Source organism: Spiribacter vilamensis (assembly GCF_004217415.1).
GTDB classification, from domain to species: Bacteria; Pseudomonadota; Gammaproteobacteria; order Nitrococcales; family Nitrococcaceae; genus Spiribacter; species Spiribacter vilamensis.
This window is the reverse complement of the sequence record NZ_SHLI01000001.1, coordinates 1,793,288-1,806,732: the sequence shown is the minus strand read 5'-3', so window position 1 is coordinate 1,806,732 and position 13,445 is coordinate 1,793,288. Positions and strand designations below refer to the sequence as shown.

The following is a 13,445-nucleotide window of genomic DNA, read 5'->3' as shown; positions in this document are numbered from 1 at the left end:
ACGAAAAGGTCATCCGATGAGCGCAAACAGCGAATACGACTCTTCCCAAATCAAGGTACTCCGTGGGCTGGACGCCGTCCGCAAGCGCCCCGGGATGTATATCGGCGATACCGATGACGGCACCGGCCTCCATCACATGGTCTTCGAGGTGGTGGACAATGCCGTGGACGAGGCCCTGGGCGGGTTCTGTACCGAGATCGAGGTCATCATCCATGGCGATCAATCGGTGTCGGTGCAGGACAATGGCCGTGGTATCCCCGTTGATATGCATCCGGAGGAAGGCCGCTCCGCCGCCGAGGTCATTATGACCGTCCTCCATGCCGGCGGGAAATTTGATAACAACTCCTACAAGGTCTCCGGCGGGCTCCATGGTGTGGGCGTGTCCGTGGTGAACGCCCTTTCCGACCACCTGCGTCTGGTCGTCAACAAGGGCGGCAAGCTCTACATGCAGGAGTATCAGGAGGGCGAGCCGGTAGCGCCGCTCAAGCTCGCAGGCGAGACCGAGGAGACGGGGACACGGATTACATTCCACCCGAGCGCCCAGGTCTTCACGCAGATCGAGTTCAACTACGACATCCTCGCGAAGCGGTTTCGGGAACTGTCGTTCCTCAACCCCGGCGTGCGGATCGTCCTCAAGGATGAGAAGAGCGAGCGGGAGGATGCATTCGAGTACGCCGGCGGTATCCGCGCCTTCGTCGAGCACCTGAACAAGAACAAGACACCGTTGCATCCATCGGTCTTTTTCCTCAGCACGAAGCGCGATGACATCCTCGTGGAAGTGGCGATGCAGTGGAGTGATTCCTACCAGGAAGCAATCTTCTGTTTCACCAACAACATCCCCCAGAAGGATGGCGGCAGCCACATGGCGGGGTTTCGGGGTGCATTGACCCGGACCCTCAACCATTACATGGACACCGAGGGCTATAGCAAAAAGCTCAAGGTCACGCCCAGCGGTGATGACATCCGCGAGGGCCTGACCGCCGTCGTCTCGGTGAAAGTGCCCGATCCCAAGTTCTCCTCGCAGACCAAGGAAAAACTGGTCTCCTCCGAGGTGAAGGGCGCGGTCGAGTCGACGCTCTCGGAGGCGTTGCACGCCTTCCTCTACGAGCATCCCAACGACGCGAAGGCCATTGTCGAAAAGGTGGTGGACGCCTCCCGGGCACGTGATGCCGCTCGCAAGGCGCGGGAGATGACGCGCCGCAAGGGCGCACTCGATGTTGCCGGCCTGCCCGGCAAGCTGGCGGATTGCCAGGAAAAGGACCCGAGCCGCTCCGAACTCTACCTGGTGGAGGGGGACTCTGCCGGTGGTTCGGCCAAGCAGGGTCGCGACCGTCGCACCCAGGCCATCCTTCCGCTCAAGGGCAAGATCCTCAATGTCGAGAAGGCGCGCTTCGACAAGATGCTCTCCTCCGCCGAGGTCGGCACACTGATTACCGCACTCGGCTGCGGGATCGGGCGCGAGGAGTTCGATCCGGAAAAGCTCCGCTACCATCGCATCATCATCATGACGGATGCGGACGTCGACGGCTCGCATATCCGGACCCTGCTACTGACGTTTTTCTATCGTCAGATGTCGACCCTGGTCGAGCGCGGTCACATCTACATCGCTCAGCCGCCGCTCTACAAGGTCCGGCGCGGCAAGCAGGAGCACTACGTCAAGGACGAGCGCGAGCTGACCAACTACCTGCTCCAGCTCTCCCTGTCCGGCGCCAGCCTGCTACCGGAAGTCGATGCACCGGTAATCGGCCCCGAGGCGCTGGAGAAGCTCATCCGTCAGTACCTCGACACCATGGAGATGATCGACCACCTTGGGCGTCGGGTGGATCCGGTTATCCTGCGGGCCATGGTGGATCGGCCCCCGCTCAACGAGGATAACCTCGGTGACGGCGAGGCCCTCCAGGCCTGGTTCGAGGCGCTTGGTGAGCAGATCAACAAGGGTCAGCCGACCGGCACCGAATACCGTATCCGTGTTCAGATCGGGCCCGATGGCGGTTTCCAGGACGCCGTGATCACCAAGCGAATGCACGGCATTCTGTATCCCCATTCGTTCCCGGCCTCGTTTTTCCTGTCGCGGGAGTACGAGAGCATCCGTCGCCTGGCCGAGTCGCTGGAGACCCTGATCGGCGAAGGGGCGGAGATCCGGCGTGGCGAGCGCAAGCAGTCCGTGTCCGACTTCCGCAGTGCGGTCGAATGGCTGATGGATGAGGGTAAGCGCGGCCTGTCGGTGCAGCGCTACAAGGGGCTCGGTGAAATGAATCCCGATCAGCTCTGGGAAACCACGATGGATCCCGAGACCCGCCGGCTGCTACAGGTGAAGATCGAGGATGTGGTGGGTGCCGATGACATCTTCACCACGCTGATGGGCGATCATGTCGAGCCGCGTCGCGCGTTTATCGAGAAGAACGCCCTGCAGGTCAGCAATCTCGATATCTAGGATCGGTCAGTCGCTCCATCGTTGACTCGATCCATGCCTCGACATCGCGATTGACCGCCGCCGGTGTCCGGTCGGTGGTCGGGATCGCGGGACCGATCTCGAGCGTGATGGTGCCGGGGATCAGTCGCGCGCCACGCCGGGGCCAGTGCTCACCGGCGTTGTGCGCAACGGGCGTGACGTCGACCCCCGCCTGGCAGGCCAGCAAGGCACCGCCCTGCTGATAGCGGCCCCGCTGGCCCGGGTCCACGCGCGTCCCCTCCGGAAAAATGACCACCCAGTGCCCCTGCGCGAGTCGTTTTTTACCCTGCCGGATCACCTGGCGCAGTGCCTCGCGCCCGGCGCTGCGATCGATGGCGATCGGATCAAGCCGGGCAAGTCCCCACCCGAACACCGGGATCTTGAGCAGTTCGCGCTTTAAAACCCAGCTCTGCGGATAGAAAAAGGGCAGTAGATTGAGGGTCTCCCAGGCGCTCTGGTGCTTCGCCAGCATGACGCCCGGTTCATTGGGGAGATTCTCCAGGCCTCTGACTTGCAACCGGATACCACCGATCGTTCGGAGCATGAACGAGACGATGTGGCACCAGCGGGTAATCCACCAGTAACGCCAGCGCAGCGGGAGCGGAAAGCTGGGAATACTCAGTGTGGCCCAGATCACGACGGTCACGACGAGGCCTGCCCGAAACAGAATGCCTCGCACCAGACTGCCGCGCGGCGCCCCCCGGTCCGGTTCGACCCGGCTCATGCGAGCAGCGCGTCCACGGCGGCGGCCAGGTCGTCGTAGACCGGGATATTATCGGACTGCCGCGATTCGGTATGACGGCCATTTCCGGTCCGGACCAGCCAGGCCGGGACGCCGGCACGCAACGCCGCATCGATGTCCCGTCGGCTGTCGCCGATCATGATGGCATCCGCGGGCTGGCAGCCGAGTTGCCGCAGGGCCTCATTGATCAGGCCCGGTGCCGGTTTGCGGCAGCCGCAACCGGCCTCCGGGCCATGCGGGCAGAAGAAAATCCCCGCCAGTGCTCCACCGATTCCGGCGACGGCCGTGCGCATGTGGTGATGGATGGCTGCAAGTCCCTCGTTCGAGAGCATGCCCCGGGCGATTGCCGACTGGTTGGTACAGACTGCGACCGGAATGCCGGCGGCTGTCAGACGCCCGATCGCCTCGAGGCTACCCGCGATTGGCCGCCACGCCTCGACACTGAGGATATAACTGTCCGCATCTTCGTTGATGACGCCATCCCGGTCGAGGAGCACGCAGCCGGGGCGCATGATTCAGCCCGAGTCCGGGAGCGCCGATACATCGGCGATTGCCAGGAACATGTGCTGGAGGCGTTGCAGGAGCGCCAGGCGGTTCGCCTGCACGGCCGGATCATCACTCATGACCATGACCCCGTCGAAGAACCGATCCACCGGCTCACGCAGCTCTGCGAGGCGTGCAAGGGCTTCGCTGTAGGCGCCCTCCGCAATCAGTGCCTCCACCGCCGGAGCGCGCTCCTCCATGGCCGTGTAAAGCGCCCGTTCCGCCGGCTCCGTCAGGCGTTCGGCATCCACTTCCGCCGGCGGCGTGCAGTCGGCCTTGCGGAGGATGTTGCGAATGCGCTTGTTGGCGCCGGCGAGACTGCCCGCAGCCGGTAGCCGGGCAAAATCGTGACAGGCACGCAGCCGTCGATCGAAGTCCAGTGGCTCGATGGCATCGAGTGGGCGGACCGAGCGCACCGCCTCGAAAAGCTCGGCGCCGTAGCCCGCCTCGTGGTAGAGCCCGCGCAGGCGCTCCAGGCAGAACTCGACGAGTGGCTTGACCTGGGCCTCGGCATCGAGCCCGGCCGGCTGCCTTGCCGCGGCATCGTGGAGGAGGGCTGTCAGATCGACCGGATGCTGCCCCTCGATGAGGCTGCGCAGCAGACCGACCGCGGCCCGACGCAGCGCGAACGGATCCTTGGCACCGGTAGGGGCCTTGCCGATGGCGAAAATCCCGGTGAGCGTATCGGCGCGCTCGGCAACGGCCAATAGCCGGCCGAGCGGCGACGCGGCAATGGCATCGGCGGCGAATCGTGGCTGATAGACCTCGTCGAGGGCGACAGCGACGGCCGGGGCCTCGCCATCCTCGGTGGCGTAATAGCGGCCCATGATCCCCTGCAGCTCGGGGAATTCGTCGACCATCTCGGTGACCAGGTCGACCTTCGCCAGTTGTGCGGCGCGCCGCGCCTGCCCGGCATCGGTCTCGAAGCGATCGGCGTAGCGCGCGGCCAGGTCGGCGACGCGCTCCGACTTGTCCGCGAGGCTGCCGAGCTGTTTCTGGAACACTACCTGCCCGAGGGCCGATCGGCGCGATTCCAGGGTCCGCGCCCGATCCTGGTCCCAGAAGAAAGCGGCATCGGCCAGCCGGGGCCGTATCACCCGCTCATTACCGGCAATGACCCGGGCCGGGTCGCGGCTCTCGATGTTGGCGACGGTAATGAACCGGGGCAGCAGATGGCCATTGGCATCACGGACCGGGAAATAGCGCTGGTGGCCCTCCATGCTCGAGATCAGCGCCTCCGGCGGTACCCGCAGGAACGCCTCGTCAAAACTCCCCGACAGGACGACTGGCCATTCGACAAGGGCGTTGACCTCGTCGAGCAGTTCGGCGTCGATAACCGCATGGCCTCCAATGGCCTCGCCCTCGGCACGGACGCCCTCGAGGATGTGATTACGCCGCTCGGCGCGATCGACGAGCACATGCGCACCACGCATCGCCGCCGTGTAGTCATCGGCGTGCTTCAGTGCCACCGGCGCCGGGTGGTGGAAACGATGCCCGCGGCTCTCATGGCCGCTATTGACTCCGAAAACCGTCACCGGCACCACCGCCTCATCGAGCATGAGTACCACCCAGTGGACCGGTCGCACGAACTCACTGGACTGATCCCCCCAGCGCATCCGCTTGGGGATCGGTAGATGACTCAGCGCATGCTCGATGATGCCGGGCAGCAGCTCGCGGGTATCGCGACCGGTCTCGGTGCCGCGATGCACGAGCCATGCACCTTCGTCCGTCTCCAGGGTCTGCAGATCGTCCACCGTGACGCCGCAGGAGCGGGCAAATCCCTCGGCGGCACGGGTTGGTGCGCCGTTGTCATCGAAAGCGACGGACCGGGCCGGGCCGCGACGCTCGAAGTCGCGATCCGGCTGACGTCGCGCCACCGCCTCGATCTGGACGGCGAGGCGACGCGGTGCGCCTAGCGCCCTGACTGCCGCGTGCTCGACACCGGCCCGCTCGAGCCCCCCCGCGATGGCGGTGGCAAGACGGTCGCTGAGATCGTCCAGGGCGCCGGGTGGCAGCTCCTCCATGCCCAGTTCGAATAGCAGCGTTGCGGTTTCGTCACTCATGCCGCACCCCGCGCGGCCGGGGTTGTGGCGTTAAGCGGGAAGCCCAGCGCCTCGCGCGAGTCGTAGTAGGCACGGGCCGATGCCCGCGCCATGGTGCGAACCCGCAGGATATAGCCCTGCCGCTCGGTCACGGAGATGGCGTGCCGGGCATCCAGCAGGTTGAAGGCGTGCGAGGCCTTCATGGTCATTTCGTAGGCGGGCAGCGCCAGCCCCTGGTCCACGAGCCGCAGGGCCTCGCGCTCGCAGGTATCGAACCACCCGAACAGGCTGTCGACATCGGCCTCCTCGAAGTTGTACCGGGACTGCTCCCGCTCGTTCTGCAGGTAGACATCGCCATAGGTCACCGGCCCGTCAACGCCCTCGGTCCAGACCAGGTCGAAGACGCTCTCGACCTCCTGGAGATACATGGCGATCCGCTCGAGGCCGTAGGTAATCTCGCCCATGACCGGTCGGCAGTCGAGTCCACCCGCCTGCTGGAAATAGGTGAACTGGGTGATTTCCATGCCATTCAGCCAGACTTCCCAGCCCAGTCCCCATGCACCGAGGGTGGGCGACTCCCAGTTGTCTTCAACGAAGCGGATGTCGTGGACCAGTGGGTCGATACCCAGGGCCTCGAGTGATCCCAGGTACTGCTCCTGGATATCCGCCGGCGACGGCTTCAACGCGACCTGGAACTGGTAATAGTGCTGCAGTCGATTGGGGTTTTCGCCGTAGCGGCCGTCGGTGGGTCGCCTTGATGGCTGTACATAGGCGGCGCGCCACGGCTCCGGGCCAATCGAGCGCAGGAAGGTGGCGGGGTGGAAGGTACCCGCCCCAACTTCCATGTCGAGGGGCTGCATCAGCACACAGCCGCGATCGGCCCAGTATTTCTGGAGCGCGAGAATCAGCGCTTGAAAGGTCATGGGGGCTCTCCAGCGAAACGGCGAAAGGCCTGAAGTATAGCCCGCGCACGGCGCCCCTGTCAGGCCGCGCTTCGCCGCCTGGCGCACGGGTTTGGTGCGCTTGATCACGTAAAAGCGTTACGATGGTGCATGCACCCCGATGATGCCTGGTATGGGTTCAGTCGGGGCCCGATTTGGTGCGCCCCGATGGATTGGCACGGAAAATGCTTCACTCCGGGGGACTTTTTAACGGACATGACTGGAGGCCAAACGATGGCTCAAACCGCCGACGACGTTCTTGCAATGATCAAGGACAACGAGGTCCGCTTCGTGGACCTGCGTTTCACCGACCCCAAGGGCAAACAGCAGCACGTCACACTCCCCGCCCAGGCCGTGGACGCGGACCTTTTCGCCGAGGGGAAGATGTTCGACGGCTCATCGATCGATGGCTGGAAGGGCATCAACGAGTCGGACATGATCCTGCTGCCCGATCCGGAAACGGCGATGCTCGATCCGTTCTTCGACGACATGACCCTCAACCTGGTCTGCCAGATCATCGAGCCGAACACCATGCAGGGTTACGGCCGTGATCCGCGATCCATCGCCCAGCGTGCCGAGGCCTATCTGCAGTCGACCGGGATCGGCGATGTCGCCTACTTCGGCCCCGAAAACGAGTTCTTCGTGTTCGACGATGTCCGCTACGGCACCAACATGAGCGGCTCGTTCTACAAGATCGATTCCGAGGAAGCGGACTGGAATACCGAGAAGGTCTATCCCGACGGCAATATGGGCCATCGCCCGGGCGTCAAGGGCGGTTACTTCCCGGTCCCGCCGGTGGATAGCCTCCACGACATGCGCTCGGCGATGCTCGAGTGCCTGACGGACCTGGGCATGACCACCGAGGTGCATCACCACGAGGTCGCCACCGCCGGGCAGTGCGAACTCGGGGTGGGCTTCAACACCCTGGTCAAAAAGGCCGACGAGGTGCAGACGCTGAAGTACGTGGTACATAACGTCGCCGCGGCCTACGGCAAGACCGCCACGTTCATGCCCAAGCCGGTTGTCGGTGACAACGGCAGCGGCATGCACGTCCATCAGTCGATCGGCAAGACTGGCGACATGCTGTTTGCCGGTGACCAGTACGGGGGTCTCTCGGAGACGGCGCTCTACTACATCGGCGGGCTGATCAAGCATGCCCGGGCGATCAACGCCTTCGCCAACGCGTCGACCAACAGCTACAAGCGGCTGGTCCCGGGTTTCGAGGCGCCGGTCCTGCTGGCCTATTCGGCGCGTAACCGGTCCGCTTCCGTGCGTATCCCCTGGGTGGCCAACCCCAAGGCCCGGCGCATCGAGCTGCGCTTCCCGGACAGCACCGCCAATCCGTACCTGTGCTTTGCCGCGATGCTGATGGCCGGTCTCGACGGCATCCAGAACAAGATCCACCCCGGCGATGCCATGGACAAGGACCTCTACGACCTGCCGCCGGAGGAAGAGGCGGATATTCCCAAGGTGGCCTTCTCGCTGGAGGAGGCGCTGGACGCCCTCGATGCCGACCGCGATTTCCTCAAGGTGGGGGGTGTATTCAGCGATGACGCCATCGACGGGTATATAGATATCAAGCGCGAGGACGTTCAGCAGCTGCGGATGACCACCCATCCGATCGAGTTCAACCTCTACTACAGCGTCTGATCCGCTCGCGGTGCGAGGATGTTCGACCAGAGACCCCCGCACCTGCGGGGGTCTTTTTCTTTAATCGAGGGTAATGATGACCAGTGCGGCGACAATCGATGCCGGCGAGATCCTCGATAACCTGACCCGTGCCGTGGTGGTGATCGATACCGAGCGGCGGATCGTTCGCATGAACGCAGCGGCGGAATCGCTTCTGCATATCAGTAGTCGACAGGCGCTGGGTGAGCGGTTCACGCATCTCGTCCCGGCCCTGGCCGTTCTCGAGGAACCGGTGGAACAGGCCTTTGCCCAGGCGGCGGGCTATACCGAGCGCGAGATGCGCCTCACCCTCGGGCTCGATCGCACCATTACCGTGGACTGCGCAATCACGCCCCTGGAGCAGACGGCAACGCTGCTGCTCGAGTTCGAGCAGCTCGATCGCCACCTGCGCATCTCCCGCGAGCACCGGCTGATCGCGCAGAACCAGGCGATTCGCGAGCTTATCCGCGGCCTGGCGCACGAGATCAAGAACCCGCTGGGTGGCCTGCGCGGGGCGGCACAGCTGCTGGAGTCGGAACTCGATGACGATGACCAGCGCGAGTATACCCGGATCATCATCAGCGAGGCCGACCGGCTGCGGACGCTGGTCAATGGCTTGCTCGGGCCCGATTCGCGGATCGAGCACACGCCCACCAACCTCCACGAGGTCCTCGAGCATGTCCGCAGCCTGGCCGTGGTGGAGGCCCCCGAGGGGGTCAGGATCGAGCGCGACTACGATCCGAGTATTCCGGTCATCGAGGCGGCGAGTGATCAGCTGATCCAGGCCCTGCTCAACCTGGTACGCAACGCCCTGCAGGCGGTCGGTGACCGCGGGCGAATCACGCTGCAGACCCGTACACAGCGGCGTTTCACGATCGGCGATCGTCAGCACCGGCTGGTGGCACGGGTCGATGTGATTGATAACGGACCGGGCATTACCCCGGCGATGCAGGATCAGATTTTCTACCCGATGGTGACGGGACGCGCGGAGGGCAGCGGCATTGGCCTGCCGATTGCCCAGAACCTGGTGAATCAGCATGGCGGGTTGATCGAGTGCACCAGCGAGCCCGGGCACACGGTCTTCACCGTCTGGTTACCGCTGGAGGATGCCTGATGGCTGACGCAATCAATGTATGGATTATCGACGACGACCGCTCGATGCGCTGGGTTCTGAAAAAGGCGCTGGAGCGGGACGGCCTGCAGGCGGTGGAATTCGAGTCCGGCGAGGCGGCACTGGCGGCGATGGCGGACGGGTCTCCCGATGTGCTGATCACCGATATCCGCATGCCGCGGCTCGACGGGCTGACGCTGATGAAGCGGATCCACGAGTTCGATACCGAGTTGCCCGTTATCGTTATGACCGCGCACTCCGATCTCGACGCGGCCGTGTCGGCCTACGAGGGCGGGGCGTTCGAATACCTGCCCAAACCCTTTGATGTCGAGGAGGCGATCGATCTGGTTCGGCGGGCCGCCGCGGTGGTTCGCAGCAGTGCCCCGGCGGTCGACCCGGGCGGGGAAATGCCGGAGATCATCGGCGAAGCGCCGGCGATGCAGGAGGTTTTCCGTGCCATCGGTCGCCTGTCGCGCTCCAATATCACCGTGCTGATCAACGGTGAATCGGGGACCGGCAAGGAGTTGGTGGCGGGTTCGTTGCACCGCCACAGCCCACGGGCGGAGAACCCGTTCATCGCCCTCAACATGGCGGCCATCCCGCGCGATCTGATGGAATCCGAGCTCTTCGGTCACGAAAAGGGGGCGTTCACCGGCGCGCACCAGATTCGGCGCGGCCGCTTCGAGCAGGCCAACGGCGGCACACTCTTCCTCGACGAAATCGGTGATATGCCGGCCGAGCTGCAGACCCGGCTGTTGCGAGTGCTTGCCGACGGCGAATTCTATCGCGTGGGGGCGCATACGCCGATGCGGGTGGATGTACGCATCATCGCCGCCACGCATCAGAACCTGGATCAGCTGGTCGCGGACGGGCGCTTCCGCGAGGACCTGTTCCATCGGCTCAATGTCATTCGCATCCACTGCCCCGCCCTGCGCGAGCGCCAGGCGGACATCCCGTCACTGGCCGATCACTTCCTGCGCCGCGCCGCCCGCGAGCTCAATGTCGAACCCAAGCAGCTCGCCCCGGAGGTGGAACGGCGGCTGCAGGCGCTGCCCTGGCCCGGTAATGTCCGCGAGCTGGAGAACACCTGCCGCTGGCTGACGGTCATGGCCAGTGGTCGCACGGTACAGCTCGAGGATCTGCCGCCGGAGCTCGCCGGCGTGGATGACACCACCCCCGTCAGTGGCCCTGCGGACTGGGAGAGCGCACTGGCGCGCTGGGCCGATCAGCAGGCGGAGAGCCAGAGTGATGGCGCGCTCGCCGCGGCCCATGGGCGCCTGGAGCGGGTCCTGATCGAAGCGGCGCTGCGGCGCACCGGCGGCCGACGCCAGGATGCCGCTCGCCTGCTCGGCTGGGGGCGCAACACCCTGACACGCAAGATCCGGGATCTACAGATGCGGGTATAATCGACGCTCATGCTGCCCCATGTCGTCCTCCATCGCCCCGAGATCCCGCCCAACGCCGGCAACGTCATCCGGCTCTGCGCCAATAGCGGTGCGCGGTTGCACCTGATCCGGCCGCTCGGGTTCGCGCTCGATGACCGGCGGATGCGCCGGGCGGGGCTGGATTACCACGAGTTCGCTTCGATGCGGGTGCATGACGATTACGCGGCCTTCCTCGACGCCGTGGCACCCGGCCGAGTCTGGGCACTGACCACTGGTGGCCGGGTCCGTTTCGATCGACCGGATTACCAGCCCGACGACGCGTTGCTGTTCGGCAGCGAGACCGCCGGACTGCCGGAGGCGGTGATGGCGCAGATCCCCGCAGCACGGCGGCTGCGACTGCCCATGCAACCCGGCAATCGCAGTCTCAATCTATCCAACAGTGTCGCCGTCACGGTCTACGAGGCCTGGCGCCAGGTCGACTTCGCGGGCAGCGTCGCCATCGACTGAGTCAGTCCGGACGGTCGTCGAATTCCGCACCCGGGCGGCGCTCCATCAACGCCTCCGCGGCGCTCAGCGGCGATTGCCCGGTGGTGATGATCGACTCGACCGCCGCGCAGATCGGCATTTGCACGCCCAGCCGCCGCGCGAGTTCGCCCACCTCGACGGCGGTGCGGATGCCTTCCACGACCGCGCCGATCCCGGCCGTCGCGGTGTCGATGGACTCCCCGCGGCCCAGCGCGAGCCCCATGCGCCGGTTTCGTGACTGGTCATCGGTGCAGGTAAGCATCAGATCGCCGAGCCCGGCGAGGCCCGTGAGGGTCCGGTCGTCGGCGCCGAGCGCGGCCCCCAGCCGTCGAACCTCGGCGAGCCCCCGGGTGACCAGTCCGCTGCGGGCGTTGGCCCCGAACCCGAGCCCGTCGGCGATACCGGTGGCGATCGCGAGGATATTCTTGACCGCGCCGCCGAGGCCGACACCGATCAGGTCATCGCTCGGGTACACCCGGAAGCGTTCGTCGTGGAAGTCGGAACAGAGGCGGGCACCGACCGCGCGATCGCGGCAGGCGAGCACGATGGCGGTGGGGAGGCCGCGGGCGACCTCCCCGGCGAAGCTGGGCCCGGACAGTGCCGCGAGCGGATGATCCGGCAGGGTGGCCGCTGCCACGTCGTGGAGGAGTCCGCCGCCGGCGTTGTCGAGTCCCTTGGTCGCCCAGATCACCGGCGTCCCGGCGGCGATGACCGGCGCCAGGGCCTGCAGCGTTGCGGCAAAGGCATGACTCGGTACCGCGACCAGGACGGTCGTGGCGGTGGCGACGCTGGTGGCCAGGTCGCTTTCCGGTCGGATCGCCGCCGGGAGCGGGATATCGGTCAGATGACGGGGATTGTAGCCGGTGGCCGACATGGCACGGGCCATGTCGGGATCATGGGCCCAGAGGCGGACGTCGCGGCCACTGCGCGCCAGCACCAGGGCGAGCGCCGTGCCCCACGAGCCGGCGCCCAGCACGGCATACTCCGCCATTCCCTCAGCCCGGGTTATCGGTTTCCTGGTCGTCGGCCGACTCGGCGCTGGCCGCTTCCCGCTGGCGCTGACGGGCGTAGAGGGCGTCGAAGTTGACCGGCGAGAGGGTCATGGGCGGGAACCCGGCCTTGCCGGTCAGGTCGCTCACCGCCTCGCGGGCATAGGGGAAGAGCACGCCCGGGCAATACGCCCCGAGCAGCTGGTCGGTGGCGTTGCTCTCGAAGCCGGCGACGGTGAACAGCCCCGCCTGGTGGACCTCGCAGAGATAGGCGGTGCGCTCTTCCACGGTGGCGGTGACGGTCACCGTGAGTACGACCTCGTAGAGGCCCTCGCCCACGGTGTTGCGCCGCGTATTCAGCTCGACCCTGGCCTCGGGCTTCCACGACTGGGTGAAGACCTCGGGGGCGCCGGGGGTCTCTACCGAGCTGTCCTTGAGATAGATCTTCTGGATGGTGAACTGCTGCGGATTGGTCGCCTCGCCGGCGCCCTGTTCACTGGCGCCGCGGGCGTCTCCGTTCGTTGTCTCGGCCATTTCGTCTCCCTGGAGTCGGTGTGGGGAATGGGGTAGCGGTCAGCCGCGACCTTCCGTGGGAAGACTCGCCTCGCGCCACGCGTCGATGCCGCCACGCAGCTGACTGACGTCCGCCCAGCCCTGTGCCTCAAGGGCCTGGATGGCCTTGAGGGTGCGCTGGCCGTTATCGCAGTAGACGATGATCTTGCGGTCACGGAAGCGTTTCAGTCGGTCCTGACGCTTATCGATATGGGCCATCGGCAGGTTGATGGCCCCGGGCAGATGGCTGCCCTGGAAGGCATTCTCGTCGCGAATGTCGACGAATACCGCGGCATCGCGGTTGTACAGCCGCGTCGCCTCGGTGGCATCGACCGCCTGGCGGCTACGCCGGTAACTGAGGTACTCATTGGCTACCAGGGCGGCCAGTATGACGAGCAGCGATGCGATGAGCAGCGGATGGTTGGTGCTGAATTCTATGACTCTATCCATGACCCGGCGCTGTTAGGATGCGAATTGAGCTGCAGAGTATACCAG

General features: G+C 65.4%; 12 protein-coding genes. 5 read left to right on the top strand and 7 right to left on the bottom strand.

Features of this window, described 5'->3' with window-relative positions:
• Positions 1–16 precede the first annotated feature (16 nt).
• Complete coding sequence (gyrB, locus tag EV698_RS09030; protein ID WP_130503747.1) at positions 17–2,434, top strand: DNA topoisomerase (ATP-hydrolyzing) subunit B; 2,418 nt, start codon at positions 17–19, stop codon at positions 2,432–2,434.
• On the opposite strand, the gene EV698_RS09025 is transcribed toward gyrB, so the two are convergent.
• The 4 genes from EV698_RS09025 to glyQ are packed head-to-tail and all read right to left on the bottom strand — an operon-like array spanning position 2,415 to position 6,702.
• A complete protein-coding gene (locus EV698_RS09025; protein ID WP_130503746.1) occupies positions 2,415–3,176 on the bottom strand; it encodes a lysophospholipid acyltransferase family protein in 762 nt (253 codons plus the stop codon). The genes gyrB and EV698_RS09025 overlap by 20 nt on opposite strands.
• The gene (gene gmhB, locus EV698_RS09020; RefSeq protein WP_130503745.1) at positions 3,173–3,706 is read right to left on the bottom strand and encodes a D-glycero-beta-D-manno-heptose 1,7-bisphosphate 7-phosphatase; all 534 of its coding nucleotides are present in this window, start codon (positions 3,704–3,706) and stop codon (positions 3,173–3,175) included. Before gmhB ends, EV698_RS09025 begins: the two co-directional genes overlap by 4 nt.
• A 3-nt stretch (positions 3,707–3,709) precedes the next feature.
• Positions 3,710–5,800 carry a glycine--tRNA ligase subunit beta gene (glyS, locus tag EV698_RS09015; protein ID WP_130503744.1) on the bottom strand — a complete coding sequence of 697 codons (2,091 nt, stop codon included), beginning with the start codon at positions 5,798–5,800 and terminating at the stop codon, positions 3,710–3,712.
• A complete protein-coding gene (gene glyQ / locus EV698_RS09010) occupies positions 5,797–6,702 on the bottom strand; it encodes a glycine--tRNA ligase subunit alpha (RefSeq protein ID WP_130503743.1) in 906 nt (301 codons plus the stop codon). Before glyQ ends, glyS begins: the two co-directional genes overlap by 4 nt.
• Before the next feature lie 252 nt (positions 6,703–6,954).
• Here glyQ and glnA point away from each other — a divergent pair, with 252 nt between their 5' ends.
• The 4 genes from glnA (at position 6,955) to EV698_RS08990 (ending at position 11,391) form a co-directional block, all read left to right on the top strand.
• Complete coding sequence (gene glnA, locus EV698_RS09005; RefSeq protein ID WP_130503742.1) at positions 6,955–8,370, top strand: glutamate--ammonia ligase; 1,416 nt, start codon at positions 6,955–6,957, stop codon at positions 8,368–8,370.
• 76 nt (positions 8,371–8,446) lie between these two features.
• Positions 8,447–9,502 (top strand): nitrogen regulation protein NR(II), encoded by a 1,056-nt coding sequence (gene glnL, locus EV698_RS09000; protein WP_130504076.1) that lies wholly within the window; start codon positions 8,447–8,449, stop codon positions 9,500–9,502.
• The gene (gene ntrC, locus EV698_RS08995) at positions 9,502–10,905 is read left to right on the top strand and encodes a nitrogen regulation protein NR(I) (RefSeq protein ID WP_130503741.1); all 1,404 of its coding nucleotides are present in this window, start codon (positions 9,502–9,504) and stop codon (positions 10,903–10,905) included. Before glnL ends, ntrC begins: the two co-directional genes overlap by 1 nt.
• Positions 10,906–10,914: 9 nt before the next feature.
• A complete protein-coding gene (locus EV698_RS08990) occupies positions 10,915–11,391 on the top strand; it encodes a tRNA (cytidine(34)-2'-O)-methyltransferase (RefSeq protein ID WP_420853040.1) in 477 nt (158 codons plus the stop codon).
• 1 nt (position 11,392) lies between these two features.
• On the opposite strand, the gene EV698_RS08985 is transcribed toward EV698_RS08990, so the two are convergent.
• From EV698_RS08985 to EV698_RS08975, 3 genes are read right to left on the bottom strand one after another with little or no spacing between them, the layout of a single operon-like run.
• The gene (locus tag EV698_RS08985) at positions 11,393–12,400 is read right to left on the bottom strand and encodes an NAD(P)H-dependent glycerol-3-phosphate dehydrogenase (protein ID WP_130503740.1); all 1,008 of its coding nucleotides are present in this window, start codon (positions 12,398–12,400) and stop codon (positions 11,393–11,395) included.
• Between the two features lie 4 nt (positions 12,401–12,404).
• On the bottom strand, positions 12,405–12,932 hold the full coding sequence (secB, locus tag EV698_RS08980) for a protein-export chaperone SecB (protein ID WP_130503739.1): 528 nt from the start codon (positions 12,930–12,932) through the stop codon (positions 12,405–12,407).
• 39 nt (positions 12,933–12,971) lie between these two features.
• On the bottom strand, positions 12,972–13,400 hold the full coding sequence (locus EV698_RS08975) for a rhodanese-like domain-containing protein (protein WP_130503738.1): 429 nt from the start codon (positions 13,398–13,400) through the stop codon (positions 12,972–12,974).
• Positions 13,401–13,445 lie beyond the last annotated feature (45 nt).